The organism is Priestia sp. YIM B13551 (genome assembly GCF_042787905.1).
Lineage (GTDB): Bacteria > Bacillota > Bacilli > Bacillales > Bacillaceae_H > Priestia.
Window position 1 is genome coordinate 262,278 of sequence record NZ_JBHZOX010000001.1, and the last position, 25,428, is coordinate 287,705.

Below are 25,428 nucleotides of genomic sequence, written 5' to 3' on the forward strand. Positions count from 1 at the left end.
GTGGCTTTTAAAAATTCGCATGTGCGGCCTTACATCCTTTTAGTAAAGAACTGTTTACATAAGGTGCTTTAAGGATGTATATTTATACACGGTTCGCGGAACCGCATATGCTCGATGGATGAAAGTCAACTGTGCGAAAGGAGCAAGAAAGTGAAAAGGTTAGGTCTAGCAACTCAGATTCTAATTGGACTGATTTTAGGCGTAGCTGTAGGTGCTATTTTTTATGGAAGCGATACAGCCATTTCTATTTTACAGCCGGTTGGAGACATATTTATTCATTTAATTAAGATGATTGTCGTACCGATCGTGATTTCAGCATTAATCGTAGCGGTCGCAGGAGTAGGCGATATCAAAAAATTAGGTAAGCTTGGCGGAAAAACAATTCTTTATTTTGAAGTTGTTACAACCATTGCTATTGTAGTGGGGATTATTGCCGCGAACTTATTCCACCCTGGTGCAGGGGTTGATATGGGACATATTGAAAAAAGCGATATTTCTCAATATGAGGCAACGGCAAAAACGTCTGAAAGTACAGGGATTGCTCAAGAGCTTCTTCATATTGTTCCGACAAACGTCTTTCAATCGGTAGCAGAAGGCGATCTTTTACCAATCATTTTATTTTCCGTACTGTTTGGTGTAGGCGTAGCTTCGATTGGAGAGAGAGGAAAACCTGTTTTAGCCTTTTTTGAAGGCGTCTTGGATGCAATGTTTTGGGTAACTAATTTGGTGATGAAATTTGCTCCAGTAGGTGTATTTGCACTTATTGGTGTTAATATTATAAAGTTTGGTGTCGGATCACTTATTCCATTAGGAAAATTAGTGTTCGCCGTTTACTTCACCATGATTTTCTTTGTGCTTGTGGTTCTTGGGATTATTGCTAAAATGGCTGGAACAAGCATGTTTACGCTGATAAAAGTGTTAAAAGACGAGCTGCTTCTTGCTTTTACAACGGCAAGTTCAGAAGCCGTTTTACCATCTCTTATCAAAAAGATGGAAGACTTCGGTTGCTCTAAGTCGGTTACATCGTTTGTTATTCCAACGGGCTACACGTTTAACTTAGATGGTTCAACCATTTATCAGGCGCTGGCATCGCTGTTTATTGCTCAAATGTACGGCATCGACCTTTCCATTATGGATCAAATTCAGCTCCTTCTTGTGCTAATGTTAACCTCAAAAGGAATGGCTGGTGTACCAGGGGCATCGTTTGTAGTTGTACTTGCTACACTTGAATCTATGGGCTTCCCTCTTGAAGGCATGGCATTTATTGCAGGAATTGACCGCATTCTTGATATGATGCGTACCACAGTTAACGTAGTAGGAAATGCTTTAGCTGCAATTGTGATGTCGAAGTCTGAAGGCGAATTTGATAAGCAAAAATCATTAAATTATACAAATGAATTAAAGAAATCAAACATAGCTTAAAACAAAAAAGCCGGGCAGCTGCCCGGCTTTTTTGTGTTTGGAGCTGCCTGTTATCTTTTTTGAAACATATGGTAAAATAAAAGAAATGAGAGACAAAGGAAGTGTCATAATGACGGAAACTGTTCAGTTAATTAAAAAGCTTGTTTCGATTCCCAGTCCTTCTGGAAATACAGAAAAGGTGATTTCATTTGTCGAAGACTATGTAAAAGAGCTAAATATTCAAACGTATCGCAATCGAAAAGGGGGCTTAGTCGCTACTATTCCCGGTAAAGATACAGATCACCACCGCATGCTGACGGCTCATGTCGATACATTAGGTGCTATGGTAAAAGAAATCAAACCGAGTGGACGTCTGAAAATCGACCTGATTGGAGGATTTCGCTACAATTCTATTGAAGGAGAATATTGTGAAATTGAAACTTCATCAGGAGAAGTATTTACAGGAACCATCCTTATGCATCAAACATCCGTTCATGTGTATAAAGATGCAGGAAAAGCTGAGCGAAATCAAGAAAATATAGAAATTCGACTGGATGAAAAAGTACATAGTGCAGAAGATGTTCGCAGCCTTGGAATTGAAGTCGGCGACTTTGTTTCGTTTGATCCTCGTGTAGAAATAACAAAAAGCGGTTTTATTAAATCTCGTCATCTCGATGATAAAGCAAGCGTAGCTTTATTGCTTCAGCTCATGAAAACAATTCAAGAAGAACAGATCGAACTGCCATACACTACGCACTTTCTCATTTCAAATAATGAAGAAATTGGATACGGAGGAAATTCGAACATTACGCCTCAAACAGTAGAATACTTAGCGGTTGATATGGGTGCTATGGGAGATGGACAATCTACTGATGAATACACCGTGTCTATTTGTGTAAAAGATTCAAGCGGCCCATATCATTACGGTTTGAGAAAGCATTTGGTGGAGCTAGCTAAGCAGCATGATATTCAGTACAAATTAGATATTTATCCGTTTTACGGATCAGATGCTTCTGCTGCTATTCGTGCCGGACACGATATCGTACACGGCTTAATTGGTCCAGGAATTGATTCTTCTCATGCGTTTGAGAGAACGCATCAAGATTCATTAAACCATACGTATAAGCTTCTTTATCACTATGTGCAGTCGAACATGGTTCTGCTTTAAGAAAGGAATATTTAATTAGTGTATTTTTATGCAAAACAAAGAGCAGGACGGGATTGTGATGTCTGTCCTTTCCTTTCCTAAAAAAGAAGCCGGCTGTCCGGCTTCTTTTTTTAATAAATACTATATATTTTTTTACTAGTGAAGCAACAGTTGGTTAAAAAAGCACCTTTTTAAAGAGGTATAATACTGCTTAAACCTTTTGGACATTTTGTTCACTTACAGAAGTTAAAATGTTTTTAAATTTTTAAAAGTTTCTTGTGACAAGTTTTGTAGAATGGGTTTTCAAAAGGAAATGGTTTCGGCATAATGTGGATATAGCGATCACTACAATAATCGGAGGCGAATCTTTTCATGTGGGTACTGACGGTATATGCTGGAAAAGAAATGAAAATGTTTGAATTTGAAACTGAAGAGCAGGCGAGAGAAGCTTTTGCCAAAACAAATGGCTGTAAAGTTCTTTCAGAAGTTGTGTATTATAATGATCCTCATTTAACATTAGTAGCTATATAATGAAAAAACAAGAGCTGATTTTATGCTCTTGTTTTTTTATAGATACTTGTATCTTCCGAAAAGAATAGAGTTGAAATAAAAAAAAATGTACGCTATGATATGGTAGTTACTTCTATTATTCTGATAGTTTAAAAGGTTCATATATATCAAACAGCAACAGTAAAGATGCCAAGAAGGCTTAATAGGGAAACTGGTGAAATGCCAGTACTGTCCCCGCAACTGTAAGTGTGGACGAACGAGTATAACCACTGTGAAAAAATCACGGGAAGGTTCTCAAGTAGAATGATACACAAGTCAGGAGACCTGTCTTTATTGTGAAGTTTCTATTTCTCCGGGGAGCGGGAAGGGAGACGTTGGCTTAAAGTGGCATTCGTGCACACTCTTACTCTGACGTTTTACCCGCTCGCATATTAGCGAAGCGGGTTTTTCTCGTAGCGTAAAACTACATATCGTGCAAAAAAGGTGCGCAATGTTCACATTGCGTTAAATGGGAAGTCTGGTGTGAAGCCAGCGCGGTACCCGCCACTGTGAAGAAGAGCTGATTGCATATGCCACTGTATTCGGGAAGGCGCAATCAAGTGATGAATCGAAGTCAGGAAACCAGCCTTTTTCTAATGCGAAGCTTACCCTACGGGATATAGGTGGAAGTGCAAAAACTTAGTTTGAATTTTCTGCGCCTCTATCATTGATAGAGGCGCTTTTTTTAGTAAAGGAGCGAATGAGTGTGACGACGTGGAACTTAAATGGAACAAAACATCACGTATTGATTTGTAATGGAAGCAGCTGTATGAGAAAAGGTGGAGAAGAAGCCACGCAAGCTATTCGAAATAAAGTGACGGAACTGGATTTGGATGAAACGGTTCATACGACGCGTACTCGCTGTAACGGACGATGCAAAGATGCTCCTGTAGCTATCGTGTATCCTTCAGGAGATTGGTACAAGCAGGTCACTGAAACCGTGGCTCACCGAATTGTCGAAGAGCATTTAGCAGGAGGCTGCAGTATAAAGGAATCGCTTATTTATGAATGTGATCAAAATGGTTTCGTTTCTCCGGAAAACAGTGACTCCATAGAAGGAATTGACAAAGTAAAAAGTAACGCATAAAGGAGGAGCTAGCATGAAAGGTAAACTGTTAGTTATTGGATTTGGGCCGGGAAGCTTTGAACATATTACACAGCGAGCAAGAGAAGCCATTCAAGAAAGTGATATGATCATCGGTTATAAAACCTATGTGGAACTAATTCAAGGACTGTTAACGAATCAGCAAATTATTAGTACGGGAATGACCGAAGAAGTAAGCCGTGCACAAGAAGCTGTAAAGCAAGCTGAAGCGGGCAAAACCGTAGCTGTCATTTCAAGCGGAGATGCAGGAGTATACGGAATGGCAGGCCTTGTGTATGAAGTGTTGATTGAAAAAGGCTGGAAAAAAGAAACGGGCGTAGAGATGGAAGTAATTCCTGGCATTTCGGCTATTAATTCATGCGCATCTCTCCTTGGAGCGCCCGTGATGCACGATGCTTGTACGATTAGTTTAAGTGACCACCTTACGCCTTGGGAGCTAATCGAAAAAAGAATTGAAGCAGCTGCACAAGCAGATTTTGTAGTGGCTTTTTACAACCCAAAAAGCGGAAGACGAACAAGACAAATTGTTGAAGCGCAAAGGATTCTATTAAAGTACCGTTCCCCTGATACGCCTGTTGGTCTTGTTAAAAGCGCTTATCGTGACCGTGAAGAAGTCGTAATGACCAACTTAAAAGACATGTTAAACCATGAAATAGGCATGCTGACTACCGTTGTTGTCGGAAATTCATCTACATTCTTTTACGACGATTTAATGATTACACCGCGAGGATATCAGCGGAAATATACCCTCAACCAAACGGAGCAGCCGCTAAGACCGCATCAGCGACTTCGAAAAGAAGCAGAACCATGGGCTCTCGATCAAGAAGAGACTGTAAAGCAAACAGCTTCAGCTATTGAAGCAGTTCAGAACACAAGAGAAGAAAAAGCAACTTCACGAGCTCTTGCAGAAGAAGCGCTTCAAGCAATTTTAGGTGAAACCACTTCTGCGGTCGTACACCAGCCAATACAGTCTATTTTCGAAGTGGCGGTTAGTCCAGGACTTGCAAATAAGAAATTCACACCTGTTCAAATGACCACACTAGCAGAAGTTGTTGGTGAAAAAGGTACGATGGAGTATACACCTGACCATCAAATCAAACTGCAAATTCCAACGGCTCAGCCAGATGTGATTATTAAAAAGCTCCAAGCAGCTTCCTTTTTACTATCTCCGGTCGGAGACGTGTTCACAATTAAAGCGTGTGATTTTTGTGACGGAGAAAAAAGCGATGCTATTCCACATACGGAAGAATTACAAAAACGCCTCGGGGGAATGGACATGCCAAAAGAGCTGAAGCTTGGTATTAATGGATGCGGTATGGCCTGTTATGGTGCTGTTCAAGAAGATATCGGCATTGTCTATAGAAAAGGTGCGTTTGATTTATTTTTAGGAGCTAAAACGGTTGGACGCAATGCGCATTCAGGTCAAATTGTGGCGGAAGGCATAGCACCCGATGACATTGTTGAAATAGTGGAGAACATTATCCATGAATATAAAGAAAAAGGTCATCCTAATGAGCGATTTCATAAATTCTTTAAGCGTGTGAAGAACGTTTATGGATTCGACTATCAAGATATAACACCAAAAATAAAAGTAGAACCAGCTCCGTGTGGAGATTAAAAAATGGGAGGGCATTATATGAAATCAGTTTTATTTGTCGGTCATGGAAGCAGAGATCCTGAAGGGAACGATCAAATTCGCGAATTTATTTCGACTATGAAGCATGATTGGGACGCATCTATTTTAGTAGAAACGTGTTTTCTAGAGTTTGAACGTCCAAATGTAAGTCAAGGTATTGATACATGTGTGGCAAAAGGAGCACAAGATGTAGTTGTAATTCCAATTATGCTCTTGCCTGCTGGCCACTCTAAAATACATATTCCGGCGGCTATAGATGAAGCTAAGGAAAAATATCCACACGTAAACTTCGTATACGGACGTCCCATTGGCGTTCATGAGGAAGCCCTTGAAATTTTAAAAACGAGATTGCAAGAATCAGGAGAGAATTTAGAAACTCCAGCTGAAGACACGGCTGTTATTGTCTTAGGGCGAGGAGGAAGTGATCCTGATGCAAACAGTGATTTATATAAAATTACGCGCCTTCTTTGGGAAAAAACAAATTATAAAATCGTCGAAACTTCTTTTATGGGCGTGACCGCTCCACTGATTGATGAAGGCGTGGAGCGATGTTTGAAATTGGGCGCTAAAAAAGTGGTTATTCTCCCGTATTTCTTATTTACAGGAGTATTAATTAAGCGATTAGAAGAAATGGTGAAGCAGTATAAAATGCAGCATGAAAACATTGAGTTTAAGCTAGCCGGCTATTTCGGTTTTCACCCAAAACTGCAGACAATTTTAAAAGAACGTGCTGAAGAAGGATTAGAAGGTGAAGTGAAAATGAACTGCGATACGTGTCAATATCGCCTCGGCATTATGGAGCATATTGATCACCACCATCATCACGATCATGACCATGATCACGGACACCATCACCACGATCACCATCACGACCATCAACACCGTGAAGATAAGGTCGGCGAGCTAAAATGATTTTATTGTTAGCCGGAACTAGCGATGCACGTGCATTAGCCGTGCAAGTGAAAAAAGCAGGTCATGAGGTTACGGCAACGGTTGTAACCGAAAACGCAGCTATCGAATTACAGCGTGCAGAAGTGAAAGTGAAAATTGGACGTCTCACAAAAGAAGATATGACGGATTTTGTAAACGAACATCGTGTAAAAGCTATTGTGGATGCAAGTCATCCTTTTGCGGAAGAAGCATCTAAAAATGCTATCGGTGCGGCTGCTGAAACAGCGATTCCTTACATACGCTATGAGCGGGCTTCGCAGGCTTTTACCTATGATAATATGACGATGGTTTCTACGTATGAAGAAGCAGCAGAAGAAGCAGCTGAGAAAAAAGGAGTTATTATGCTGACAACAGGCAGTAAGACGCTGCAGGTTTTTACAGAAAAGCTGCTTCCTCTTTCAGATGTACGGCTTGTTGCTCGTATGCTTCCAAGGCTGGATAATATGGAAAAGTGCCAGCAATTAGGATTTCCGCAAAAAAATATTATTGCTATTCAAGGGCCGTTTACAAAAGAGTTTGATCGAGCGCTGTATAAGCAATACGGAGTGACAGTCATGGTCACAAAAGAAAGCGGAAAAGTTGGATCTGTGGATGAAAAAGTGGAAGCAGCTAAAGAGTTAGGCTTAGATATTATTATGATTGGGCGACCGAAAATTGAGTATGGGACCGTGTATTCCACGTTTGAAGAAGTGGTTCATGCTTTAGTAAACCAAACTAGGAGTTGATTGAGATGGATTTTCGTACAGAATTTAAACCGTTAACTGTTCAGCCTCAGCAAATTGAAGGAAAAAGTTTTGAAATGATTACAGAAGAGCTTGGGCCTCATCCGTTTACAGACGAACAGTACCCAATTGTTCAGCGCGTAATTCATGCGTCTGCAGACTTTGAGCTTGGACGCAGCATGCTGTTTCATCCGGATGCGATTCAAGCAGGAATTAAAGCCATTCGCAGCGGCAAGCAAGTGGTTGCAGATGTACAAATGGTGCAAGTAGGAACAAACAAGCAGCGAATTGAAAAACACGGCGGTGAAATCAAAGTTTATATTTCAGATCCGGACGTAATGGAAGAAGCAAAGCGCTTAAATACAACGCGTGCAATTATTTCTATGCGAAAAGCCATCAAAGAAGCAGACGGAGGAATTTTTGCAATTGGGAACGCACCCACAGCTTTACTTGAATTAATTCGTTTGATTAAAGAAGGAGAAGCGAAGCCTGGGCTTGTTATTGGTCTGCCGGTAGGATTTGTTTCAGCAGCTGAATCTAAAGAAGAACTTGCAAAACTTGACGTGCCGTTTATTACAAACATCGGGCGAAAAGGCGGCAGTACGGTAACGGTTGCTGCATTAAATGCAATTTCAATTCTTGCAGATCAGGTGTAACGCATGAAGGAAGTACCAAAAGAACCTAAGAAACTCAGAGAAGGCTATACGACGGGCGCTTGTGCAACGGCAGCTACGAGAGCAGCTCTGCTTACGCTAATTTCAGGAGAAGTGCAAGATGAGTCAACGATTTACTTACCTGTCGGCCGCTTTGCTACATTTCATCTTGAAGAATGCGAGTATCGCACAAGCAGCGCTGTAGCTAGCATCATTAAAGATGCTGGAGACGATCCCGATGCCACGCACGGAGCGCTGATTATTTCTGAAGTTTCGTGGTGTAATGGTGCAGACATTATCATTGATGGAGGAGTGGGAGTAGGGCGTGTGACAAAGCCCGGCCTCCCAGTTCCTGTCGGTGAGGCAGCCATTAACCCTGTTCCAAGAAAGATGCTGAAAGAAACGGCTGAGCAGCTTCTAGCTGAATACAATATACAAAAAGGCGTTAAGATTGTCATCTCGGTTCCTGAAGGAGAAGAAATGGCGAAAAAGACATTAAATGCGCGTCTAGGTATTTTAGGAGGCATTTCGATACTGGGGACGCGGGGGATTGTCGTTCCGTTCTCAACAGCTGCTTATAAAGCAAGTATCGTGCAGGCCATCAGCGTTGCTAAAGCGAGTAATTGTGAGCACGTTGTCATTACGACAGGGGGCCGAAGCGAAAAGTATGGAATGAAACAGTTCCCTGAACTTCCGGAAGAAGCATTTATCGAAATGGGAGATTTTGTTGGATTTACTTTAAAACAATGTAAAAAGCAAGGAATGAAAAAAGTGTCGCTTGTAGGCATGATGGGAAAGTTTTCAAAAGTCGCGCAAGGCGTTATGATGGTTCATTCAAAAAGTGCACCCATTGATTTTAATTTTTTAGCAAAAGCGGCTTCTGAGTCAGGCGCTTCTGCTGAACTGGTAGAAGAAATAAAAGGTGCAAACACAGCTTCTCAAGTGGGAGATTTAATGACGCAAAGCGGTCATCATCAGTTTTTTGAAAAACTGTGCGAGTACTGCTGTTTATCAGCATTAAAGGAAGTAGGGGACGGAATCGATGTCGATACGTCTCTTTACACATTAAAAGGAGATTTTTTAGGACAGGCGGTGCAACATGGCAATTAAAATTATTGGAATTGGTGACGATGGGAAGTTAAGTTTGCTTCCTATGTATGAACAGTGGGTGTATGAAAGTGATGTGCTAATTGGAGGAAAGCGTCACCTGGATTTTTTTCAAGATTTCGAAGGAGAAAAAGTAGCGATTGAAGGGGGTCTTTCTCCTCTTGTTGAACGTTTAAAAAACGAAGAAGGAAATGCGGTTGTGTTAGCCTCAGGCGACCCGTTATTTTACGGAATTGGGAGCTATCTTTCTACGAAGCTAGACGTTGAAATATATCCTTATTTAAGTTCTATTCAGCTTGCATTCTCACGTCTAAAAGAGCGATGGCAAGACGCTTATTTTACAAGCGTGCACGGCAGAAGCATGAAGGGACTGGCTCAGCGCATTGACGGCTATAAAAAAGTGGCGATTTTAACCGATGAGCAAAATTCTCCTAGTGCTCTGGCAAACTACTTATTATCATTCGGCATGACAGAATACAAGATGTTTGTGGCAGAGAACCTAGGTGGAGAAACGGAGCGCTGTCAGCTGCTTTCGCTGGAAGAGGCGGCGAATCAACTCTTTTCTCCGCTTAATGTCGTGATATTAAAGCAGGTAGAAAAGAGCCCAGTCTGGCCTCTTGGAATAGAGGACGATGAATTTATTCAACGCAAGCCGGACAAAGGACTTATTACCAAAAAAGAAGTTCGTACACTTAGTATTAGCGCCCTGCAGCTAAAGAGAGACAGCGTCGTATGGGATATCGGAACATGTACGGGTTCAGTCGCAATTGAAGCGGCTAAAATTGCGCGTGAAGGACAAATTTTTGCCGTGGAAAAAAATGAAGCAGACTTAGAAAACTGCAGGGAAAATCTATCGAAATTTCGAGTAGACGCCCACACTGTGCACGGAAAAGCACCGGAAGGACTCAATGAGTTTGCTGATCCTGATGCGGTGTTTATTGGAGGTACAGCAGGAGGCATGGAAACAATTTTAGATGTTTGCTGCAGTCGATTAAATTCAGGAGGGCGCATCGTATTAAATGCCGTAACGATTGAAAATTTAGCAGAAGCGATGAAAGCTTTTAAAGAACGAGGCTTTGAGACTGCTGTTACCCTTGCACAAATTTCGAGAAGCAAGCCCATTTTACATTTAACGCGATTTGACGCTTTAAACCCCATTTATATTATTACAGCCAGAAGAGGAGAATGAATATGATTGGAACATTGTACGGACTTGGAGTTGGACCGGGAGATCCAGAACTTATTACAGTAAAAGCATTTCGTAAATTAAAAGAATCACCTGTTATTGCGTATCCTAAAAAGCAAAAAGGAAGCAAAAGCTATGCCCAAAAAATTATTGATGTCTATTTCAGTGCAAATGAAAAAGATATGCTTGGCCTTGTGTTTCCAATGACAAAAGATCCTGCTATTTTGGAAAGAAAATGGACCGAAACGGTAGAACGAGTATGGGAAAAGCTCCAGGAAGGAAAAGATGTAGCATTTGTCACAGAGGGTGACCCTATGCTTTACAGTACGTTTATTCACATGATGCGCCTGATGCAAGAACGTCACCCTGAAGCTCCGATTCAAGTAATTCCTGGTATTTCATCCATTAATGGAGCTGCATCTCGTTTAGGTATTCCGTTAGCAGACGGTGATGAACACGTAGCAATTGTTCCTGCTCGTGAAGATTATGAAACAATGAAAAAAGTATTAATGGAAAACGACTGCGTCATTTTTATTAAAGTGGCCAAAGTCATCGATTTTATGGTTGGTCTTTTAAAAGAGCTTGATCTGCTTGAAAAAGCGTCAGTGGTGACAAAAGTAACGTCAGATGAAGAAATTATCTGGAAAGCTTCAGAACTAGAAGGAGCAGATTTACAATACTTAACGCTAATGGTGGTGAGAAAATGAAGTTATACATAATCGGAGCTGGACCCGGAGATCCAGATTTAATTACCGTAAAAGGCTTAAAATTACTTCAGCAAGCAGATGTTGTTTTATACGCTGACTCACTGGTAAGTCAAGAGCTAGTTGCTAAGTCTAAACCAGGAGCTGAAGTGTTAAAAACAGCGGGTATGCATTTAGAAGAAATGGTCGGTACGATGCTTGATCGCATGCGTGAAGGAAAAATGGTTGTAAGAGTTCATACCGGAGATCCTGCTATGTACGGAGCCATTATGGAACAAATGGTGCTTTTAAAAAGAGAAGGCGTTGATATTGAAATCGTTCCGGGCGTCAGCTCCGTATTCGCTGCTGCAGCAGCGGCTGAGGCAGAATTAACCATTCCAGATTTGACTCAAACGGTTATTTTAACTCGTGCTGAAGGAAGAACGCCTGTGCCTGAGTTTGAAAAATTAACCGATTTAGCAAAACATAAATGTACGATTGCGTTATTTTTAAGCGCGACGCTCACAAAAAAAGTAATGAAAGAATTTATAAACGCCGGTTGGAGTGAGGATACGCCGGTTGTAGTAGTCTATAAAGCAACGTGGCCAGATGAAAAAATTGTTCGCACAACGGTAAAAGACCTCGATGACGCTATGCGAACAAACGGCATTCGCAAGCAGGCGATGATTTTGGCAGGCTGGGCACTTGACCCCCACATTCATGACAAAGATTATCGCTCAAAACTTTATGATAAAACATTTACCCATGGCTTTCGAAGAGGAGTGAAGTCGGAATGATTCAACTCCAAGAAGGAAGAAAAGCCCTCATTACACAGCGCGGGGATTATGCTGTCGTGGCCATCACGAAGCACGGCGTAGAAATTGCAAGAAATCTAGGCCGCACTTTTCAGCAGTCTGATGTGTATTACATGAGCAAGTTTGAAAAAGGAGACGAACAAGAGCAGAACATTCAGCTGTTTTCAGGAAGCGTTCGGATGCTTTTGCCTTCTCTTTTTGAATCATATAAAGGACTTATTATTATTATCTCACTGGGAGCAGTTGTACGTATGATTGCACCTATTTTAAAAGATAAGAAAACGGATCCTGCGGTTGTTGTCATTGATGATAAAGGCGAAAATGTCATCAGCGTGCTTTCAGGTCATATCGGAGGAGCAAATGAGCTTACGCGTGAAGTTGCGGCAGCTCTTGAAGCTCATCCTGTTATTACAACAGCATCCGATGTGCAAAAAACAATTCCGGTTGATTTATTTGGTAAGCGCTTTGGATGGGTGTGGGAATCAGCAGAAAAACTAACGCCTGTCAGCGCTTCTGTGGTGAATGAAGAAGAAATAGCAGTGGTTCAAGAATCAGGTGAAAAGAACTGGTGGCATTATGAGCACCCTGTTCCAGCTAACATTAAAACATATTCATCGATTCAGACAGCTCTTGAAGCATCGCCACATGCTGCTTTGGTCGTAACGCATCGCAATTTAAAAAAAGAGGAAGAAGCAATCTTAGAAAACGGTGTTCTTTACCGGCCAAAAGTATTAGCGATTGGGATGGGATGCAATCGAGGGACAAGTACAGCTGAAATTGAAACCGTTATTGAAAAAACGCTTGCTGAACTTCAGTTTTCAATGAAAAGTGTAAAAGCATTATGTACAATAGAGTTAAAGAAAGATGAAGAAGGGCTGTTAGAAGTGGCGTCTAAGTACGGCTGGGAGTTTGTCTATTATTCGCCCCAAGAGCTAAACAGCATAAGTATCCAACAGCCTTCAGATACTGTCTTTAAATATACAGGTGCATATGGCGTTAGTGAACCTGCTGCTATGTTATACAGCGGTGCTGATAAGCTTGAACTTGTGAAGAAAAAGTCAGGGAATGTAACCATTTCAGTGGCACTTATTCCATATGACTAAAGGAGAGAACAACATGTCAAACAGAAGACTCGTCATTGCCGGTACCGGAAGTGGCGTAGGGAAAACAACCCTTACAATCGGGCTGATGGCAGCATTAAGACAAGCCGGTTACAGAGTTCAAGGGTTTAAATGCGGACCCGATTATATTGATCCAACGTATCATACGGCTGTTACAGAACGAACGTCTCGAAATATAGACAGCTGGATGCTTGAACACGATATGGTTAGAGAAATTGTCGCTCGTACTAGTGAAGATGCTGATATTTCCATCATGGAAGGAGTTATGGGATTTTTCGATGGGAAAAATCCGTTAACGAATGAAGGAACAACAGCAGAAATCAGCTTAATCACCAATAGCCCTGTCCTTTTAGTTGTCAACTGTGCTAGTATGGCTAGAAGTGCAGCGGCGATTGTAAAAGGGTTTCAGCAATTTTTACCCGAAGCGAACATCGTCGGGGTGATTGCTAACCGGGTTGGAAGTGAAGGACATTATAAACTTGTTAAGGCAGCGATTGAGCAGGAATGTCATATCCCTGTAGTAGGCTACTTGAAAAGAAACGATGATCTTACGATTCCTGAACGTCACCTCGGGCTCATTCCGTCGATTGAACGAGGAGAGTTAACACCGTTTTTTGAACAGTTAGGAAAGCTTGTTCATGATACAATTGATATCGAAAAAGTATATGAACTGGCTTTAGCTCCTAAAATAGAAATTAATGATCCTATCTTTACAAAGCCGTCCGTACCTCAAGTGAAAATTGCTGTAGCGAGAGATGCGGCTTTTAACTTTTATTATGAAGAAAATTTCGAATTGTTAAAAGCTTACGGAGCAGAGCTTGTAGAATTTTCGCCTTTAAAAGGAGAAACGGTTCCGCAAGATGCTGACGGTCTTTATATAGGAGGCGGATTTCCAGAAGAATTTGCTGAAACGCTGGCTCAGCAAATCGACGTTAAAAATTCTGTTCGAGCAGCCATCCAAAAAGGAATTCCTACGCTTGCTGAGTGCGGAGGCTTTATGTTCTTAACAGATGCTATTGTCACAACAGATGATACATGCCATGAAATGGTGGGGCTTATTCCCGGACAAGTAAGAATGCAGACAAAATTAGCTGCTTTAGGATACCGAGAAGTGACGGGAAAGCCGGGGAATTTTTTATTTAAAGGCGATATACGAGCTAAAGGCCATGAATTTCATTATTCAACCTTTCATTCAGAGAAAGAGTTTTCGCCTGCCTATGATACAAAAGGGATGCGAGGAATGAAAGAAGAAGGCTATATGAACAATAATTTAATTGCCGGCTATACGCACTTTCATTTCGGCTCTTCTACGGAGATGGTAGAAAACTGGGTGGAACAGTGTAAAGCGGTAAAAAAAGAAAGAAGAGATGCCGTGTGACAGTTGGAAAAGTATATTTAGTAGGAGCCGGACCAGGAGATCCGAAGCTAATAACCGTATATGGAATGGAGTGTATTCAAGAAGCAGATGTTATTTTATATGACCGCTTAGCCAACGAACAGTTGTTAAACTATGCTAAAAAAGATGCGGAGCTTATTTTTTGCGGGAAATTACCGGGCAAGCACGGAGTCATCCAAGATCGTATCCACGAACTGCTTGTTGAAAAAGCACTTCAAGGAAAAGTAGTGACGCGCTTAAAAGGAGGCGATCCTTTTGTGTTTGGCCGCGGAGCAGAGGAAGCTGAAGTACTTGCTACTCAAGGAATTCCTTACGAAGTCGTTCCTGGTATCACCTCAGGAATTGCAGCTCCAGCTTATGCAGGAATTCCGGTTACCCATAGAGATCATGCCACTTCTTTTGCGATTGTAACGGGTCATGGAAGAGAAGAAAAAGGAAAAGATTATTTAAACTGGTCAGCGCTTTCTCAAGGAATAGATACAATTGCGTTTTATATGGGTGTTGGAAATTTACCTCATATATGCAAGCAGTTGATGGACCATGGACGAGATAAACATACGCCAGTAGCGCTTGTCCAATGGGGAACGACGAAGTATCAGCGCACCGTAACGGGAACGCTTGCCACAATCGAAGAAATAGCAAAAAAAGCAGAAATTGCTCATCCTGCCATCGTGCTTGTAGGTGAAGTAGTGACAATTAGAGAAAAAATAAAATGGTTCGAAGAAAGAGCGGAAAATATTCTGCTTTAATGTTAAAAGGAGGAGACAATATGACGATTATCTCACAGCTAAAAGAACGAAGAGCGGTACGAGATCATGAAGCACGTGAAGTGGAGCAAGAGAAAATCGAACAGCTGCTTGAAGCAGCGACGTGGGCTCCAAATGACCGAATGAGAGAGCCTTGGAGCTTTTATGTGATTCAAGGAGAAGCAAAAAAGAAGTATGAAGAACTGGCTGAAGCTTATTTAAAGGAGCGCTTTCCTACAAAGCCTCATTTAGTAGAAAGTTCGTTAAAAGCAGTAAAAAATACACCTGTACATATCGTCGTAACAGCTGACACAGTTGAAGGAGACGAAGAAGCCACTGAAGACAACAAATATGCGGTTTCATGCGCGATTCATTCCATGTGGCTAGCAGCTAAAGAACTAGGTCTTGGATTCGTTTGGAGAACAAGAGGCGTTGGTCTTGTTCGAGACGAGAGGCTGTATGAGTTTATCGGCAAGCCTTCAGGTAAAGTCGTAGTAGGAAACGTATTTCTAGGCTATCCAAATGAAGAGTCTCTTACAAAAATGAAAGAGCCTGCTAGAACACCGTTTACAGAAAAAACAACATGGCTGTAAACTGAAATTCGAAGAAAAAGAGGTTTTTAGATTGAAAGACAAACGGGGTCTTACGTTAATTTATACCGGAGACGGTAAAGGGAAAACAACCGCTGCTTTAGGTCTTGCGTTGCGCGCTACGGGACGCGGACAAAAAGTATTAATGATTCAATTTATTAAATCTCCTCAGCGTACATATGGCGAAAAGCTGATGTTTGACAGAATAGGAATTGAAATGATTCAAACAGGAGTGGGCTTTACGTGGACAAAAACACCGCCTGAACATCGCGAAGCTTTGCAAAAAGCTTGGGCGCTAACGAAGGAAAAAGTCTTCTCGAACGAATATGATGTAGTTATTTTGGACGAGTTAAATAATGCACTGGCTATCGAGAAATTTCCTATTGATGATGTGCTACCGCTACACGAAGTAATTGACCTTATTCAAAAGCGCCCTGAGCATATGCATTTGGTCATTACGGGGCGTTCTGCCAAAAAAGAAGTGATGGATGCAGCAGATCTTGTGACGGAAATGAAGCCTCATAAACATTATTATGATGAAGGAATTCCTGCTGTAAAAGGAATTGAATTTTAAAAAGCCCTCAGTTAAGAGGGCTTTTTTTATTGAGCAGGGGCATCTACTTTTTCAGCTTGCCAGTAAAATTGGCTAATGACATCAGACAGTGCTTTTGCTGTGTTGGTTAATTCGTCAAAGTTATTATCAACTCCGCCCACTTCAATTAAAATCGCATTTTTAGAAACATCTTGGTTATATACACCGTTACCGCTGGATTTGTTTTTGCCAATAACTCCGCGGCTTAACCCAGGATATTTCTTTTCAAGACCTTCATGAAGCGCTTTTGCCATCTTTAAGTTTTGTTCAAAATTTTGATTCGCTTTCCCTAAAACAAACACAACTTTTGCATACGATTTATTGTTAATCTTAATGGTTGTATTATCTTTTCGAAGCGAATCTCGGTGCAAATCGATAAAGTAAGTTAAATCTCTATTCTCAGTCATCGCCGTCTCAATGACTGTACGAGACATGGCATACGATTGATTGGTGTTCCAACCTTTTTCTTTTAATTTCTGTCCAATATTGGTTTGATCTACTTCTGTTCCAATTCCCTGAGCCTCTAAATCTTTTCCTAGCATATTTGCGACTATATTAATATTGGTTTTGCTATCTACAGCTTTATTAGCATCTGGATCACCTTCAAGTCCTAACAGAGGCAAGTAAGATTCCCAGCTGTGCGTATGATAAATATAAAATACCTTTTTTCCGCCAGTTGTATTATTATTTGGAGCATTCGTACCATTGTTTTCTTTAGGTTGCTGAACTTTTGTAGTAGAATTTCTTTCTTTTAGCGTTTCATCTAACGGCGGTGCAGATTCTCTAGGGAAGTTTGTGAAATTTGTGCCTTCACCGGCGATGATAATATTGGAGTCATAAATACTGAATCCAGGAAGTTCTGAACCAAACAAGCTTCTCGCGTCTTCTGCTCGAATACTTGTTGATAACTCTAGCAGTGTAGAAGAAAGACCTGGAGGCGAGTAATTTTTATCAAAAGCCGTTGAAAAATGATGATTTTCCTGGCTCATCAAATAATAAAGGCTTTCTGCTTTATGCCTCGATAACGTTTGATAGACAATAGAAGAATTGAACTGTTCTTTAAATGCTGAGTAGCTCACTAGAACAATGATAGATGATGTCATTAAAACAATGGATAAAATAACAAGAACCATCTTATATGTTAACACTACAAAATTGGCGCGATTACTAGATTTCAATGGCGAAATCTCCTCTCTATGTCAGCATCAGGCTAATAGGTATGAAGGACTTTGCTAATCTAGTAATGATTATATGAATGGAGACTTCTAATTATGATAAGCATTTAATAGAGAAAGTAGTCTTCAAAATCAAAAAAGAAGAATCACGCGAGATATAATCTCATATTCTCCGTGATTCTTCTTCAAATAGACGTCGGATGGCTTCGCCTTTTGGAGTGAGGCTGAATCCTTTTTTCTCTTTTTTTAGCAGCTGATAGTTTTGTAATTCTTGTAAATACGTAACGATGCGCTTGCGCTTTACGGAACTTAACAATCCAAATGCGGGTATTTTATCGAGCTCTTTTTGACGAATGCTGTTAGTAGAAACACCTTCTAAAATTTGTACGTAACTCTGCTGAGTTTCCGTGTTCTTTAAGGTATCTATAAGTGTTAGTAACCGTAGCATTTGGTTTGAATCAAAAGTTATTTGACCGATTTTTAGCGGAGTCGAAAGCAGATCCTGACGCTGCTTATGAAGTTCATTTTCTATCTTAGCGCTTATTTCTGTCAGTTTCTTTTCTATTTCGTTTGGATCCATACAACATGTAAATTTGTTTGTTTCCTGCAGCAGGGTGACATCTGGAAAATTCCATTGTGAAAACCATTGAATGGAACCAACTTCGAGCTTTGCATTCGGTGTTTTTACTTGTAATACCTTTTGAATGAAGGAAAGAAAGGGATCGTTTTCCTGTAAAACTTGTCTTTGATTAAGTTGATAAGTGGTTAGGCTGCACAATTTGTCTTGGATTTCTTTGATGTGCACTTCATGATGCTTTAAAAGACTTTTCCATTTAAAAAAGACCAGTAGTTTTTGAATCACTTCTTCATTTTCATCTATAATCTCTTCGAACTGACGCTGAGTTGTAGCTAAGCGTTTCGCTGCTAGCACTACATTATACTCATCATCGAGTGAAATAGCATCATTTGCAACATCATATGTTACGGCGAGACCTCTGTTTTCTGAAGTTAAGCGAATGATCTCTTTTTCTCCGTGAACAGTTAATACCGTATCTTCCGTATCTGAAAATCCTCTCTCAAAGGCGGTGTAAGGAAGAGATCGAAAAGGTCTCATAATGATTTCAATCCGATTGCGCCAAAAAGCAATTTGCTCAGGGTTTTTCATAATAAAAAGCAAAGGTGATTTTTTTGATTGTTCAATTGCTTCAATCACATCTGTATTTCGATGATAAAGGGAAATGAGCGGATGTTTGAAGAAACACTTATTAATATGTTGAATCCATTCTTCTTTGGAAGAATCATGTATCCTAGCGCAAAACATGTAATCTTTCATAATACTTCCGAGGTAGTTTTCCAACTCATTTTTAGTTAAAACCGTAAAATCTTGAGAATAAAACTCATCATGATGAATAGGAATGCCGCGATTCTTATTATATTCTTTCCATAGAAATGAAGTTGGTTTCCAAAAGTGAGGATAAACGTCTTCATTTTTATCAATTGCGACGGGAAAACCGCCCCTATGACTTCCATATAAGAACGTTTGAAAAAGGACTATATCTTCTTGAGATAACTCATTCATTGCTCGCTCAAAGTAGTCATTTAAACGTCCAAGTAGCCCTTTAGTATGTTTACTTCCTAAGGACCGAATCGATTTATTTTTGCGTCCGAGCGGAAGGAATGTTAAGTGGTTGTAAGCTGTAAAATCAACAGGCAAATTTTCTGGTAAAGTCATTTGTCTAACTCCTTTCATTTATTGAGTATTTTACCTATTAAAGAAGAGAAGAAAAAGTTTTAGTGTGTCTTGAATATAAGAGCTATTTTTTAAAATTTTCTGTTAATTAATCTGTAGAAATCAAGAAAAGGGATTCAAAGTAATTTTGAATGGGTATAGTAATAAAAATTTTGACACATATTATCGAATATATATGAATGTTGTCAAAAAAAACAACAAAAGTGATGATTCATCCAAAGGAGGAAGCTTATGGAGAATAAAGGTCCGTTTAAAAAGACGATATCCCTATTAGATTTAACATTGATTGGATTAGGGGCTATTTTTGGCTCCGCTTGGCTGTTTGCCGTTAGTAATGTAGCTACGCAAGCCGGTCCTGCAGGAAGTTTTTCTTGGGTTATTGGTGGAGTTATTATTTTATTAATAGGCCTTGTATACGCTGAGCTAGGGGCTGCCTTGCCTCGTACAGGAGGAATTATTCGATATCCTGTTTATTCACACGGTCATCTTGTAGGCTATATGATTTCATTTATTACTATTGTAGCGTACACTAGCCTAATCGCTATCGAAGTAACAGCTGTGAGACAGTATGTGGCCTACTGGTTTCCAGGTTTAACAAAATCTGGATCTGATTCACCGACGATATCTGGATGGATTCTACAATTTGTGTTGCTTTGCTTATTCTTTTTACTCAATTACTGGAGTGTAAAAGCATTTGCGAAATCGAATATTATTATTTCTATTTTTAAATATTTTGTGCCGCTTACAGTAATCGTAACGCTGGCATTTTATTTTAAGTCAGGAAACTTTACGATGGGAGAGTTTGCTCCCGGGGGGTTTGATGGTATCCAGGCCGCCATTGCCACAGGCGGGGTTATGTTTGCCTACTTAGGCCTTCATCCAATTGTATCGGTAGCTGGAGAGGTGAAAAATCCTCAGCGTAATATTCCAATTGCTCTTGTGATTTGTATCATTCTAGCAGCTCTCATTTATACTGCTCTACAAGTATTATTTATCGGAGCTATTCCATCTGACATGATTAAAGGCGGTTGGTCCGGCATTCAAGATAAATTCTCACTGCCATTTAAAGACATCGCTGTTGTTCTTGGTCTTGGGTGGCTAGCAACACTTGTTATTTTAGACGCCATTTTATCACCAGGTGGTAACGGTAATATTTTTATGAATACAACATCTAGACTTATCTATGCTTGGTCTCGTAACGGTACGCTATTTAAAACGTTTGCTCATGTGGATAAAAAAACAGGGATTCCTCGATCATCTCTATGGCTTTCATTAGGACTTTCGATTTTTTGGACACTGCCATTTCCTTCATGGAATGCACTCGTAAACGTATGCTCTGTTGCGCTTATTCTTTCTTACGCAATTGCACCAATTTCATCAGCGGCCTTTATGGTGAACGCAAAAGATTTGGAAAAGCCTTTTAAATTAAGAGGAATGAGTATAATTGGTCCATTATCCTTTATTTTTGCTTCCTTTATTGTCTACTGGTCAGGATGGAAGACTATTTCATGGCTGTTAACTTCTCAATTGGTTATGTTTGTTATATATTTGATTTTTGCTAAATATGTGCCTAAAAACGAAGTAAGTCTTCGTCAGCAGATTAAATCAACTTGGTGGTTAGTTGCTTATTATATCATCATGCTCTTTATTTCTTATATTGGTTCGTTCGGCGGAGGAAAGGGTTTGATCGATACGCCTGTAGACTTAATTATCATAGCGGTCGTATCTCTTGGGATTTATTATTGGGCTAAATATACGGGCCTTCCAAAAGCGCTTATTGATTACGATCACCATCCTGAACAGGAAGAAAAAGCACCTGTATAACCTGTAAAGCAGCGATATTCGCTGCTTTTTTCTATGTTATTTGAACATGAATTTCTAAAGTTTGTCGTATAATTTAGTAGGAAAGAAGGAATTAGCACATTATTGTTTAATTAATGTAATGTAACCGTTTTAAATCCAACGCTTGGAGGAAGAGTATGATTGAAAAAATAATAAATTCACTTCGAAAGCGGCTGTGGGAAAACAATAATGTTATAGAAGTGTGTAAAAATGAAGGAGAAGTATACAGAACCACTTGTGCTTTTTTTGATGGAGTAAGCAAGAATCAACTGAATGTTTTTGAAGAAGAAATGCATGTATCACTTCCTGAAGACTACAAGCAGTTTTTGCAGCTAACAAATGGGTGTAATTTGTTCATTGATGCTGACAAAAAAATAGCAGGGAATCTTTATAGCTTAGAAGATGTAAGAGAAACAGCTTATAAAAGTCAGAGTCTCTATATGACAATTGGGTCTGTTGGAGAAGAAGAGATTATCATTGACTCCAAAAAATCAGCGCACTCTGCATATATAATAGTAAAAAAGCGGAACGCATCGTTTCAAGATGCACATGTATTACATATGAATTTTCAGAAATGGCTGGATTGTTTTATAGTGAGTCAAGGGAATTGTTTTTGGCACTGGAATGAGCTTTGTAATAAAGTTCATTCAACGGACAAAAAGACGACGGCTCAATAATATTATCTTCTCGAACTTAAAAGCAGAGCGTATAATCGTTCTGCTTTTTGTATAGTCATTATAAGCTAGAACAGCGCAGCGATTCTAAAAGGTTATGAGTATGATTGTATAGAAATTGTCTAATGTCTGAGTTGTTGATAAGTTTGGTCCTAAAGCATTAGTCACTCCAGGTCTTGTGCTCGTTATCCTGTCTCTTGTACTTTTTAGTCAACTCGCTGCTTCTACGAGTGTAGCTTATGTTGTTGCGCTACACGTGATGATGTTGATTGGTACTTCTATGGTGACGATGCCTGCACAGACTACCGGGTTAAATCAGCTCCCTAAGCAGCTGTATCCTCATGGCACAGCAATAATGAATACATTACACCAAGTGTCCGGAGCAATTGGAACTGCGCTATTTGTCAGTATTATGTCTTCTGGAAAAGAGAGTTACGTAAAAGGGGTAAATGAACCAAATACAGCTTTAGCAAAAGTGAATGGACTGATTTCCGGATTGCAGCAAGCATTTTTTATTGCTACTATCGTTGGAGTGATTGCCCACGTCTTATCTTTTTTTCTAAAACGAACTCAAGCTCCAGAGAATTCTTCGACAGGAGTTCCTATCAAATAAACGAGCACACTAGTGTGCTCGTTTATTTATATAGAAGGAAGACGTTCCCAACCGTATGCTTCGTCTTCAACTTTAGTTTCTCCAAACTGACTTGTGCGATTCAAGATTTTTTTGCCGCCTGATTTTTTATAAAACTGAACGGCTTTCTTATTTTTCTTCATAGCCCAAATAATCATAGACGTATATTGCTGATCAGCAAATTCTTTTACTGAATGAGAAAATAGAAGGTGACCAATTCCTTGGTTTTGCACTTCCTTGCAAACGTATAGCGCGTATATTTCAGCACGGGACAAATGAGGCTTACCTGCTGAAAAGCCGACAATCTTTCCTCGTTCATCGATAGCGAGCAAAATAAAATGAGAAGACTCGGTAAGAAAAAGGGACCATTTTTCTGTACTTTGTTTATAAGATAAGCTTTTTAAATAAGCATCAGGTACTAATCCTTTGTATGTAATGCGCCAGCTGTCAACGTACAGACGGGCAACAGAAGAGATGTGAGAGGAAGTAGCTTTAATAATTTTCATTAAAAAATCTCCTTTTTAAAAATATTAAGGCATATAGTATACCTTTCAGCCTAAGAATATTATGAAAAATAGATCATAATTTTCCAGTAATTCATAAAATGGTAAAAAAGGTGGTGTTCATTCTCACTCTATCACGGTAAAGTGAGAATATACATTTGTTTTGTTGTTTTAATTTTTGCTATATGTATAATGTCTAACGATCTATTTGTTATTCACCTTTACTAGTCTATCAAATAGTTTTGTTAAAGCCAAAGGGGCATAGGGTAAGTAATGTCAATTCAGCTGCGTTTTATTTTAACGTATATCAGTATTGTGTTTGTCTTTATTATTTTGCTTTTTTTATCGGGCTTTCTCATTTTCTTCTCCATTACTGGAGACGCCGATTTTGTAAGAAAACTGTACAGTCACTCCTATGAGTATAAATTGTTAACGCCAGAAGAAGAAAATGCATTCTTAGATTTAAAGTTATTGAGTGAAGAAAAACCGGAGCAGCTGCTGCGGCCGGAGACGGTTAAAAAATATGAATTTGAAAATATTGATATTGTGATTCAAAAAAATACAGAGGTTGTATATGCTTCAGAATCCATTAAAGGAGAAAACCTCCGTAAATACTTGCCAAAGCATCAAAAAAGTAAAGGAAATCATTCGTATCAGCAGGACATGCTGCGCATAGGCAAGCAGTACTTTACATATATCAACCTTGATTTTCCTTTCTCGAATCAAGAAAAAGGAAGCATTTACGTTTTGCGAAAAATCAGCCCTTATGTAGGCATTATTAATCGAATTTTCCCTTTTTTAATCTTTCTACTATTAATTTTAGTAATTGTGATTATTGGATTTTTAAACTATCTTGTTTCAAGAAGCATTATTAAACCCATTCGTGAATTAAAAGAAGCGGCTGAAAAAATAAAACAAGGTGATCTTCACTTTGAGATCTCTGCTAATTCAAAGGATGAAATAGGCGAATTAACGCAAGCTTTTGAAGAAATGAGGCAAAAACTAAAATCTTCTGTTGAACTGCAAATTCAATATGAAGATAACCGAAAGCAGCTGCTTTCAAGTATTTCACACGATTTACGAACTCCTATTACTTCCATTGTAGGATATGTAGAAGGAATTCAAGATGGAGTAGCTAATACGCCAGATAAGCTTTCTAAATATTTGTTAACGATTTCAACGAAAGCAAAAGACATGAATGCGTTAATCGATGAGCTGTTTTTATTTTCTAAATTGGATTTGCACGAAATTCCATTTGTGTTTAAAAAACTTAATATTTCTGCATTTATGGAAAGTTATGTGCAAGAGCTTCAGTTTGAAATGAGCGAACATGATATTGATGTTTTATTTTCTAATGATTCTCTAACGACGCTGTATGCAAAGGCAGATGCTGAGCAGCTGCGAAGAGTTTTAATAAATTTAACAACCAACAGCATTAAATTTATGGATAAAGAAAGAAGAAGAATCGATATCGTTCTTTCTGCTACCGAAAGTGAACTCATTATTGAAGTGAAAGACAATGGCGCAGGGATTTCATCGGAAGCATTAGCGCATATTTTTGACCGGTTTTATCGAGCAGAACAGTCCCGCAATAGCAATACTGGAGGAAGTGGACTTGGACTGGCCATTGCAAAACAAATTGTTGAACGCCACGGGGGAGACATCTGGGCATTAAGTAAGCTTGGCGAAGGAACAAGTATTTTCTTTTCTTTGCAAAAAATGAATGAAAATGGTGATACACATGAAGAAGATATTGTTAATTGAAGATGAAGTAAGTATTGCTGAATTGCAAAGAGATTATTTAGAAATTAACGATTTTGAAATAGACGTTCAATATAGCGGTGATAAGGGATTAGAAAAAGCGTTAAATGAACATTTTGATCTGGTTATTTTGGATATTATGCTCCCTAAAGTGAGCGGATTTGAAGTGTGTAAGCAAATTCGAGCTGCAAAAGATATTCCAATCATTTTAGTTTCAGCTAAAAAAGAAGAAATCGATAAAATTAGAGGGCTCGGGCTAGGTGCAGATGACTATATTACCAAGCCATTCAGCCCTGGGGAGCTGGTCGCAAGAGTCAAAGCGCATTTAGCGAGATATGAAAGACTCTCTGATAAGCAGGAAAAGCGTATGATTCGTATTCATGGCTTAGCGATTGACACGCTCGCTAGAAGAGTATTTGTCAATGATAAAGAAGTGTTTTTTACAGCGAAGGAATTCGATTTGCTGAAGTTTATCGTTTCTCATCCAAATCAAGTATTAAGTAAAGAACATCTATTTGAAAAAATTTGGGGATTTGATTCTTCAGGAGACATTTCAACCGTAACAGTTCACATTCGAAAACTAAGAGAAAAGTTAGAAGAAAACCCAGCAGATCCTCAGTACCTAGAAACGGTTTGGGGAGCAGGGTACCGGTTTAATATTTAAAAAAAGAGATCGGAACGATTAATCGTTC

The 25,428-nt window shown here is 39.5% G+C and carries 25 protein-coding genes and 2 riboswitches; of the genes, 22 read left to right on the top strand and 3 right to left on the bottom strand.

Annotated features, from left to right (window positions below):
• Positions 1–150 precede the first annotated feature (150 nt).
• The 17 genes from ACFX4N_RS01360 (at position 151) to cobO (ending at position 16,382) form a co-directional block, all read left to right on the top strand.
• On the top strand, positions 151–1,422 hold the full coding sequence (locus tag ACFX4N_RS01360) for a cation:dicarboxylate symporter family transporter (RefSeq protein ID WP_029322137.1): 1,272 nt from the start codon (positions 151–153) through the stop codon (positions 1,420–1,422).
• Positions 1,423–1,531: 109 nt separating this feature from the next.
• On the top strand, positions 1,532–2,569 hold the full coding sequence (locus ACFX4N_RS01365; protein WP_075421695.1) for a M42 family metallopeptidase: 1,038 nt from the start codon (positions 1,532–1,534) through the stop codon (positions 2,567–2,569).
• A 351-nt stretch (positions 2,570–2,920) separates the two neighbouring features.
• Positions 2,921–3,079, top strand: a complete 159-nt coding sequence (locus ACFX4N_RS01370) for a hypothetical protein (protein ID WP_377260696.1) — start codon at positions 2,921–2,923, stop codon at positions 3,077–3,079.
• A gap of 146 nt (positions 3,080–3,225) precedes the next feature.
• A riboswitch (cobalamin riboswitch) is annotated at positions 3,226–3,404 on the top strand.
• Positions 3,405–3,522: 118 nt separating this feature from the next.
• Positions 3,523–3,702, top strand: a riboswitch (cobalamin riboswitch).
• Positions 3,703–3,803: 101 nt separating this feature from the next.
• Positions 3,804–4,184, top strand: a complete 381-nt coding sequence (locus tag ACFX4N_RS01375) for a (2Fe-2S) ferredoxin domain-containing protein (RefSeq protein WP_377260699.1) — start codon at positions 3,804–3,806, stop codon at positions 4,182–4,184.
• Between the two features lie 13 nt (positions 4,185–4,197).
• Positions 4,198–5,820 carry a precorrin-3B C(17)-methyltransferase gene (gene cobJ, locus ACFX4N_RS01380; RefSeq protein ID WP_377260702.1) on the top strand — a complete coding sequence of 541 codons (1,623 nt, stop codon included), beginning with the start codon at positions 4,198–4,200 and terminating at the stop codon, positions 5,818–5,820.
• Positions 5,821–5,838: 18 nt separating this feature from the next.
• Positions 5,839–6,750: a sirohydrochlorin chelatase gene (locus tag ACFX4N_RS01385; protein ID WP_057273286.1), complete on the top strand. Its 912-nt coding sequence runs from the start codon at positions 5,839–5,841 to the stop codon at positions 6,748–6,750.
• The gene (gene cobK / locus ACFX4N_RS01390) at positions 6,747–7,514 is read left to right on the top strand and encodes a precorrin-6A reductase (protein ID WP_377260705.1); all 768 of its coding nucleotides are present in this window, start codon (positions 6,747–6,749) and stop codon (positions 7,512–7,514) included. Before ACFX4N_RS01385 ends, cobK begins: the two co-directional genes overlap by 4 nt.
• A gap of 5 nt (positions 7,515–7,519) precedes the next feature.
• Positions 7,520–8,167, top strand: a complete 648-nt coding sequence (locus ACFX4N_RS01395; RefSeq protein WP_013083415.1) for a precorrin-8X methylmutase — start codon at positions 7,520–7,522, stop codon at positions 8,165–8,167.
• A 3-nt stretch (positions 8,168–8,170) separates the two neighbouring features.
• Positions 8,171–9,274: a cobalt-precorrin-5B (C(1))-methyltransferase gene (locus tag ACFX4N_RS01400; protein WP_028413119.1), complete on the top strand. Its 1,104-nt coding sequence runs from the start codon at positions 8,171–8,173 to the stop codon at positions 9,272–9,274.
• Complete coding sequence (locus ACFX4N_RS01405; protein WP_029322125.1) at positions 9,264–10,460, top strand: bifunctional cobalt-precorrin-7 (C(5))-methyltransferase/cobalt-precorrin-6B (C(15))-methyltransferase; 1,197 nt, start codon at positions 9,264–9,266, stop codon at positions 10,458–10,460. Before ACFX4N_RS01400 ends, ACFX4N_RS01405 begins: the two co-directional genes overlap by 11 nt.
• Before the next feature lie 2 nt (positions 10,461–10,462).
• Positions 10,463–11,164: a precorrin-2 C(20)-methyltransferase gene (gene cobI, locus ACFX4N_RS01410; protein WP_013057310.1), complete on the top strand. Its 702-nt coding sequence runs from the start codon at positions 10,463–10,465 to the stop codon at positions 11,162–11,164.
• On the top strand, positions 11,161–11,937 hold the full coding sequence (cobM, locus tag ACFX4N_RS01415; protein ID WP_328234253.1) for a precorrin-4 C(11)-methyltransferase: 777 nt from the start codon (positions 11,161–11,163) through the stop codon (positions 11,935–11,937). The genes cobI and cobM overlap by 4 nt, the downstream gene beginning before the upstream one ends.
• Positions 11,934–13,058 carry a cobalt-precorrin 5A hydrolase gene (locus ACFX4N_RS01420; protein WP_013057308.1) on the top strand — a complete coding sequence of 375 codons (1,125 nt, stop codon included), beginning with the start codon at positions 11,934–11,936 and terminating at the stop codon, positions 13,056–13,058. Before cobM ends, ACFX4N_RS01420 begins: the two co-directional genes overlap by 4 nt.
• Before the next feature lie 13 nt (positions 13,059–13,071).
• The gene (locus ACFX4N_RS01425; protein ID WP_013057307.1) at positions 13,072–14,454 is read left to right on the top strand and encodes a cobyrinic acid a,c-diamide synthase CobB; all 1,383 of its coding nucleotides are present in this window, start codon (positions 13,072–13,074) and stop codon (positions 14,452–14,454) included.
• The gene (cobA, locus tag ACFX4N_RS01430; protein WP_057273281.1) at positions 14,451–15,221 is read left to right on the top strand and encodes a uroporphyrinogen-III C-methyltransferase; all 771 of its coding nucleotides are present in this window, start codon (positions 14,451–14,453) and stop codon (positions 15,219–15,221) included. The genes ACFX4N_RS01425 and cobA overlap by 4 nt, the downstream gene beginning before the upstream one ends.
• A gap of 20 nt (positions 15,222–15,241) precedes the next feature.
• Positions 15,242–15,811 carry a nitroreductase family protein gene (locus ACFX4N_RS01435; RefSeq protein ID WP_013057305.1) on the top strand — a complete coding sequence of 190 codons (570 nt, stop codon included), beginning with the start codon at positions 15,242–15,244 and terminating at the stop codon, positions 15,809–15,811.
• Positions 15,812–15,842: 31 nt separating this feature from the next.
• Positions 15,843–16,382: a cob(I)yrinic acid a,c-diamide adenosyltransferase gene (cobO, locus tag ACFX4N_RS01440; protein WP_013057304.1), complete on the top strand. Its 540-nt coding sequence runs from the start codon at positions 15,843–15,845 to the stop codon at positions 16,380–16,382.
• Positions 16,383–16,408: 26 nt separating this feature from the next.
• Here the strand turns inward: cobO and spoIIP are convergent, their stop codons facing one another.
• Together spoIIP and ACFX4N_RS01450 are read right to left on the bottom strand one after the other, a co-directional pair.
• On the bottom strand, positions 16,409–17,578 hold the full coding sequence (gene spoIIP, locus ACFX4N_RS01445; RefSeq protein WP_029322119.1) for a stage II sporulation protein P: 1,170 nt from the start codon (positions 17,576–17,578) through the stop codon (positions 16,409–16,411).
• Between the two features lie 160 nt (positions 17,579–17,738).
• Positions 17,739–19,307, bottom strand: a complete 1,569-nt coding sequence (locus ACFX4N_RS01450; protein WP_192100387.1) for an RQC-minor-2 family DNA-binding protein — start codon at positions 19,305–19,307, stop codon at positions 17,739–17,741.
• Between the two features lie 249 nt (positions 19,308–19,556).
• Here ACFX4N_RS01450 and ACFX4N_RS01455 point away from each other — a divergent pair, with 249 nt between their 5' ends.
• The 3 genes from ACFX4N_RS01455 to ACFX4N_RS01465 all read left to right on the top strand — a co-directional run bounded on the left by ACFX4N_RS01455 (position 19,557) and on the right by ACFX4N_RS01465 (position 22,454).
• The gene (locus ACFX4N_RS01455; RefSeq protein ID WP_013057301.1) at positions 19,557–21,149 is read left to right on the top strand and encodes an APC family permease; all 1,593 of its coding nucleotides are present in this window, start codon (positions 19,557–19,559) and stop codon (positions 21,147–21,149) included.
• 155 nt (positions 21,150–21,304) lie between these two features.
• Entirely contained in the window at positions 21,305–21,844 is a 540-nt protein-coding gene (locus ACFX4N_RS01460; protein WP_377260709.1) for an SMI1/KNR4 family protein, read from the top strand.
• A gap of 175 nt (positions 21,845–22,019) precedes the next feature.
• A complete protein-coding gene (locus ACFX4N_RS01465; protein ID WP_234419891.1) occupies positions 22,020–22,454 on the top strand; it encodes an MFS transporter in 435 nt (144 codons plus the stop codon).
• Positions 22,455–22,480: 26 nt separating this feature from the next.
• Here ACFX4N_RS01465 and ACFX4N_RS01470 read toward each other — a convergent pair whose 3' ends face one another.
• Positions 22,481–22,978, bottom strand: coding sequence for a GNAT family N-acetyltransferase (locus ACFX4N_RS01470; RefSeq protein WP_377260712.1), 498 nt, complete (start codon positions 22,976–22,978; stop codon positions 22,481–22,483).
• A gap of 270 nt (positions 22,979–23,248) precedes the next feature.
• Between ACFX4N_RS01470 and ACFX4N_RS01475 the strand changes: the two genes are divergently transcribed.
• Together ACFX4N_RS01475 and ACFX4N_RS01480 are read left to right on the top strand one after the other, a co-directional pair.
• Positions 23,249–24,739, top strand: coding sequence for a sensor histidine kinase (locus tag ACFX4N_RS01475; protein WP_029322108.1), 1,491 nt, complete (start codon positions 23,249–23,251; stop codon positions 24,737–24,739).
• Positions 24,717–25,400: a response regulator transcription factor gene (locus ACFX4N_RS01480; protein WP_013057296.1), complete on the top strand. Its 684-nt coding sequence runs from the start codon at positions 24,717–24,719 to the stop codon at positions 25,398–25,400. The genes ACFX4N_RS01475 and ACFX4N_RS01480 overlap by 23 nt, the downstream gene beginning before the upstream one ends.
• The last annotated feature ends 28 nt before the right edge of the window (positions 25,401–25,428 follow it).